Consider the following 6,751-nt stretch of genomic DNA (forward strand, 5'->3'; position numbering starts at 1 on the left):
ACAGTGACTTGTCGCCAGTTTCCTAACTTGACATTCGCTCCACGGAAAACCTGCCTTAGCTTATCTTTTTGCCGGGCAGCAACCTCACGCTTCACAGCTATCATGTCACAGCTTTTTTAGTATATAGGAAATAACTGTGTATTTCAAGCTATTTTTATGAAAAATTGTATTTTTTTCAATACAATCTTCTTTTTCTCTTTTTTCCTATTATATATAGAAGCAACAGGCGCCATCTACCCCGGACACCTGTTGTTTTCTTAATTGTTGCCTTTTATAAATTTCTCCCATTTTCAGCAATTACATTTTGATACCACCCAAAACTTTTTTTCTTCCACCGTTTTAATGTTCCGCTCCCATCATCATTTCTATCCACATAAATCATTCCATACCTTTTACTCATTTGAGCTGTTGAAGCACTGACAAGATCAATACACCCCCACACTGTATAGCCCATGACTTTCACTCCATTTTCTATCGCCTGTCCTACTTCCTCAATATGTCTCCTCAAGTACTCTATCCGATAATCATCCACAATTTCCAGACTTCCATCAGCTTTGTGAATCGGATGATCCCGAGCTCCTAATCCATTTTCAACAACAAACAACGGTTTCTGATATCTCTCCCAGTACATCTCTAACACATACCTCAAACCTTTTGGATCGATCTGCCATCCCCATTCGCTCGACTTCAACGTCGGATTAGGAACGCCACCTAATATATTTCCTTCCCCTCTTCGCATCTTTTCCGAATCCGCTGCAGCACAGGTACTCATATAATAGCTCAGCGAGACAAAATCCACTGTCTCTTTCAAGATTTCACGATCCGATTCTTCTATATCCAGGGAAATCCCATGCTCTTTGAAATATTGCAATGCATATCCCGGATACGTTCCACGCACATGCACATCTGCAAACATCAAGTTTCTATGCTCCAACTCTTTTGCTGCTAAAATATCATCCGGATTCGGTGTCAATGGATATACCGGCACACTTAATATCATGCACCCAATTTTAAAATCCTCATTAATTTCATGACCGATTTTCACTGCCCACGCACTGGCTGTCAATTCATGATGTGCTGCTTGATAGAGCTGTTCTTCGGTCAGTTCCTCCTTCGGGGTCACTATCGCCCCGCTCATAAAAGGAGACTCCAGTATCGAATTAATTTCGTTAAATGTAAGCCAGTATTTCACTTCATTCTTATATTCTTCAAATACAGTCTTCACATATATTTTATAAAAATCAATCAGCTTTCTACTGCGCCAGCCATCATATTTCTCCGCCAAATATAACGGAGTCTCATAATGCGACAGCGTAACAAGTGGTTCTATTCCATATTTTTTGCATTCCGCAAACAAACTATGATAAAATTCCAGTCCTTTCTTGTTTGGTTCTTTTTCATCTCCACGCGGGAAAATACGACTCCACGCAATCGAAGTTCGAAAAACTTTAAAACCCATCTCAGCCATCAATTTCAAATCTTCTTTATATCGGTGATAAAAATCAATCCCTCTCAATTTCAGATTTTCTTGCACCGGACTTTTTGTCCTCTCACCTTTCAAGCCTTTTGGAAGTACATCTTGTATCGAAATTCCTTTTCCATCTTCATCAAATGCACCTTCACACTGGTTTGCCGCAACCGCTCCGCCCCAAAGAAAATGTTCTGGAAACATAGCCGCACCCCTTTCAATAAACTCATAATCCTGCACTAATATAGTATCCGTCTTCCATCGCATTCCATACCGTTCCCACTCTATTCGCATCGCCGATTATATCTGTATCTTGAACAATCCCAAAAAATGCATTTGCTTCATCTGTTCTCGCTCGCATGCCTGCTGCAAGAATAACGGTATCTGCTTTTATTTCAAGTTTTTTACCTTCGCCTCCTGCCGCGATCACAAATCCCTTCTCCACAGAAATACATTGTGTTTCTGTCATCACTGTTAGCGTACGACATTTGTTCATTTCTGTTTTCAAAGCTGTTTTCATAATATCATTCAATGTCCGATTCACAATTTTTCCAATTTCGAGAATTGTCACCTGTTTTCCTTTTCTGCTCAGTTCAACTCCCAACTCACATCCGATCGATCCCCCTCCGACAATGACAACATTTTCACCAATCTTTTCCTGATGTTTGTAAGCCTCTATACATGTCAAAACACGATTTTTTTCCATGCCAGGAATATTTGGTTTCATCGGATAAGCACCCAGTGCAAGTATTAAACTATCAGGACACATTTCCTTAATCATTTCAGGAGTAACAGTTACATTTAATCGCACTTCTACTTCTGCTTTTTGAACTTGAATAATTAAATAATCTTTCAGCCTCTTTAAATCCTGTTTTGCTTCATCATACTCCGCACACACCAACTGGCCGCCTAATTCTCCTTCTTTTTCTAAAAGGATTACCTGATGCCCTCTTCGAGCAGCAGTCAACGCCGCCTGCATGCCCGCAGGACCTCCGCCGACTACAACTGTCTTTTTCTTTACGAAAGCCTTCGGCAGTTCATTCGGCACACGCTCTTCATGCAGATACCTTGGATTCACTGAACAACACGGAACTGTATTGATCCCAACATGACTTCTCCGTTCTTCTTCTGTTTTATATTGATATGGATTATAACAATTCATACATCTGATGCACGGAACAATATCCTCCGAGCGTCCTTCCCATGCTTTTTTCACCCACCAAGGATCCGCAATCAACTGGCGCCCAATCACAACCGCATCCGCACATCCCGCTTCCAATATTGCTTCCGCTTCTTCCGGAGTCATGATACCTCCAACCACAGCAACCGGTATTTTTACTTTTTCTTTTACAACTTTCGCCATTTCTACATTGATTTTATGCGGAGCATATGCCGTAGGCGACATATAAATTTTTGTCCGATTATCAACCTCTACACCGCAGGAAATATGAACCATATCTATCTTATCTTCAATCCTTCTTATAAACTCTGCAACTTCATCAATCTTCATGCCGCCTTCTATATGCTCATCCCCACTGATTCGCATATCAAGCATATAATCACATCCAACCGCCTTTCTGACTCTATCGACGATCATCATAGGAAATTTAATGCGATTTTCAAAACTTCCACCATATTCATCTTTTCTTTTATTAAAATACGGGGAAAGGAATTGTGCCGGGAGCCACCCATGTCCGAAATGGAGCAATACACCGTCAAATCCATACTCCTTTGCATCACATGCCGACTTTGCAAATTTATCCGCGATCTCATCCATCATTTTTTCGTCCATAGCCCGGACTTCCGTCCCGTCACTTCGCACAAAAGACACTGGTCCTATCGCGTAGTCGCCATCTTCCACAACTGCAAACTGACCGCAATGGCACAATTCAAACTCCGCTTTCGCACCTCGCTGCCTAATCAAAGACACTTCTTCCCTTACTTTTGCCGCCTGAAATAAGTCTGCAAAACAATACGGTCCCGGAGTCAAACGCATACGCTTATCATCCACAGATCCGCTCGTCCCTCTGATAATCATACCGATTCCACTCAATGATTTATCTGTATTACTTCCTAAAGGAGCCGAAATAATTCTATTTTTCAAAACAATTTTATTTACCTTCAGCGGCTGGAACAACAGCGGATATTTACATTTTTTTCTTTCCCCTTCACTGTTCATTCTTTACGCCTCCTTCTCTTCAGGTATATCTTTAAAACCAATCAGTACAGTGATCAAAAATGCACCGACAAAAGAAACTGTCATTAAAATGCACCAAATCACAAATGTATCTCCGAAAAATGCAGGAAGACCGCCAAGTCCACACATGCTTAACGCAGTACATTTCACTCCAAATATCAAAGAAACTGCCGAACAGATAGCATCCATAATCCCTAATGCAATGAGCGGTTTTTTCGTCGGAAGCAATACTCCGAACAGTGCCGGTTCTGTAATCCCCACTACGGCCATCAAACAAGATGACATCGACGTCGTTTTCAATTTATTATTCTTTGTCTTAAGCCAAACACCAAGCGCTGCTCCTCCCACTGCTATATTTCCATACGCCAGCAAAGGGAAGAAATATGAAACCCCCTGACTTGCAAGTTCCGACAAAGTTATCGGCAATGCAATACCATTATGGACTCCCGTCAAAACAAGATACGGCGCCACTCCTCCGATCAGCAATCCGCCTACAACCGACATCTTCGTAAACACAAACGAAACAATACCGCACAATCCATTTCCAATCCATGTTGCGATAGGCCCTGTTACAATCAAAATAACCGGTATTGATAGAATCATAGTAATAATCGGAACCAAAAGACTCGATAATACTTTTGGACTGATTTTCTTTGCCAATTTATTGATCAGCATAACAACCGGCATTGAAATTAAAATAGGGGTAATCGACGATGCATACGACACGAGTGTAACCGGTAATCCTAAAAAAGATGCTGTACCTCCCGCACTTCCTGCTTCAATTATTGCCGGATAAACCATTACCGCCCCTACCAGCGCTCCCAAATAAGGATTGACTCTTAATTTTTTAGCCGATGCATACGCTAAAAAGATCGGGAGGAAATAATATCCTGCCTGTCCGATTGAATTCAACACCTGGTATGTATATGTTGTTGTGTCAACATCAAGATAATTCAACATCGCCAACACACTCTGTAAAAAACCAGATGCGATCAAAATCGGAACAACCGGCTGTATCGAATTGGCTATATAATCTATCACAGTTGCCCATATAGATTGTTTCTTTACAACGCCGTTTTCATTTCCCGACTCTGACTCAGTAATATGAACAATTTTCTCCAATTCATCATAAACATCATTACACCGTCCGCCAAAAATAATCTGCACTGTATTTCCGGACCAATTTAATCCTTGACATCCCTCCACCTCTTTTAGTTTTTTCTCATCAGCCTTCTCCGGGTCCTTTAGCTCCACCCGGACACGAGTAAAACAACTCATAATACTGACAATGTTTTCTTCTCCTCCTACATTCTCCAAAACATCTCTTGCCGCTTTCTTCAAATCCATATGCCTTCTCCTTTCTTTTTAACTTTTTTCTCTTCATATAAGCAAACAGACCCAAAGACAGGGGCATATCCTGCCTTTGAGTCTGGCCTAATCTAATAGTGACCACCTCATCACTTCATGTTCTATCAATTATTTAATTTCTCTTACTCTCTGTTAACAATACAATTTCTCAAATGTAATACAAGATAATTTTCTTCCGATACGGTAATATATCTTCCATATTTACCGTATAACATTTGCGACAATCCCTCAATGCAAACAACTTCTCTTTGAAACCTTTCTTTTATCGTTTGATCCAAAAGCTCATCTTCATCCACACTTTCCTTATCATCCACATAACGCTGTGCAAAATATTTTACATGCGTGACTAATCTCGTATAAGCCAATGACTCTTCTTTCACATCTGTCAAATAATTCTCCCGTATATATTTCAACGACAATTCAATTACTTCAAATGTTTTGCTTACAGCCCTCTTGCTCTTTTGAAACTCCGAAGCAATTATATGCATTGCTATATAGCCGACCTCTGCGTCCGGTATCTCTATCCCAAACCTCCTTTTTATACGCTCTTTTGCATATAAGCCTATCTCCCATTCTTTCGGATAAAACTGCCTGATTTCTGTTTCAAACGGATTATCAAGTACCAGGTTTTCCTTCATTCGTTTTATCGCAAAATGTATATGATCAAGCAAAGCAAGTGTTTCTTTTTCCTTCGGCAAAAATCCATATTCCGCTCTCGCTTTCTCAAAAATTTCTTCCACAAGTTCAAGATATTCCGGTTGAATAGCTCCGATCATTTCTATCAGCTGCTTATTTTTGCCGGCAACAAACATTTTCTGAATTTTGCTTTCATCGACCTGATCTCCTTTTTTTGCCCGAAAGCCGATCCCGGTTCCGATTATAATAACTTCCCCTTTTTTTCTGTCATACCCCATGACAACATTATTATTCAACGGCTGTATTATTTTAATCATTTTATGTAATCCTTTCCAACGTCAACAATCGCTCTCCCGCCCGAATTTGCTTACTTCCTACACACTTAGACTTAAACTCATCTGTTTTTTCTAAAATTACCATAATTGTTGCGGGATGATATTTTTTCACAAACGGAAGATCAACTTTCATCAGCAACTGCCCTGCTTCTACTTTATCTCCCTGTTTCACTTTTACATCAAATCCTTTTCCCTTAAGTTCCACAGTATCAATCCCCACATGAAGAATAATATTGGCTCCTTCAGCCGTTGTTATGCCTACCACATGTCCTGTTGGAAACACAACCGAGACAATCCCTTTTACCGGAGAATAAACCTCCCCGTTTTCCGGTTCCACTGCCGCCCCATCTCCAAGGATTTTCTGTGAAAACACAACATCCTCCACATCTTCTAACAGAACAACTTTTCCGTTAACCGGAGCATATACCTCGTTAGAGTCTTCATTTTTTATTTTTATTTTTTCTGCATGAGTTTTTAAAAAAAACATCTTCTCCTCCAATAACAAAATACTTGTTAATTTTCAGCTATCGCTTTCCTTTTATTTACCATCAAACTTTTTTATATTAAAAAAACCAAAATCAGCTCTGCTGATTTTGGTTTAGCCTGCATTACCAGTGACATTCCCAATGTCTCTCTTAAATTAATTTTATTATAGCAATCTTGCCTAATATTGTCAATGAAAATAATCTCTCTTGGCGGCGTAAATTTACTGTAGGAATTATAGTGGCAGAAACTGCCGGATGTGTT

At 40.1% G+C, this 6,751-nt stretch carries 6 protein-coding genes; all 6 read right to left on the bottom strand.

What is annotated here, in order from left to right:
• Positions 1–271: 271 nt before the first annotated feature.
• Positions 272–1,672, bottom strand: coding sequence for a glycoside hydrolase family 1 protein (locus RCH61_RS09605; RefSeq protein ID WP_306480589.1), 1,401 nt, complete (start codon positions 1,670–1,672; stop codon positions 272–274).
• Between the two features lie 22 nt (positions 1,673–1,694).
• Complete coding sequence (locus tag RCH61_RS09610; RefSeq protein WP_306480584.1) at positions 1,695–3,647, bottom strand: oxidoreductase; 1,953 nt, start codon at positions 3,645–3,647, stop codon at positions 1,695–1,697.
• A gap of 3 nt (positions 3,648–3,650) precedes the next feature.
• The gene (locus RCH61_RS09615; protein ID WP_306480585.1) at positions 3,651–5,012 is read right to left on the bottom strand and encodes a PTS transporter subunit EIIC; all 1,362 of its coding nucleotides are present in this window, start codon (positions 5,010–5,012) and stop codon (positions 3,651–3,653) included.
• A 143-nt stretch (positions 5,013–5,155) separates the two neighbouring features.
• Positions 5,156–5,986 (bottom strand): PRD domain-containing protein, encoded by an 831-nt coding sequence (locus RCH61_RS09620; protein ID WP_306480586.1) that lies wholly within the window; start codon positions 5,984–5,986, stop codon positions 5,156–5,158.
• Between the two features lies 1 nt (position 5,987).
• Positions 5,988–6,491 (bottom strand): PTS sugar transporter subunit IIA, encoded by a 504-nt coding sequence (locus RCH61_RS09625; protein WP_306480587.1) that lies wholly within the window; start codon positions 6,489–6,491, stop codon positions 5,988–5,990.
• A gap of 71 nt (positions 6,492–6,562) precedes the next feature.
• On the bottom strand, positions 6,563–6,751 hold a 189-nt coding region (locus RCH61_RS09630; protein WP_306480588.1), incomplete at its 5' end, for a hypothetical protein.

It is taken from the genome of Mediterraneibacter sp., assembly GCF_030825015.1.
GTDB lineage: Bacteria > Bacillota > Clostridia > Lachnospirales > Lachnospiraceae > Mediterraneibacter.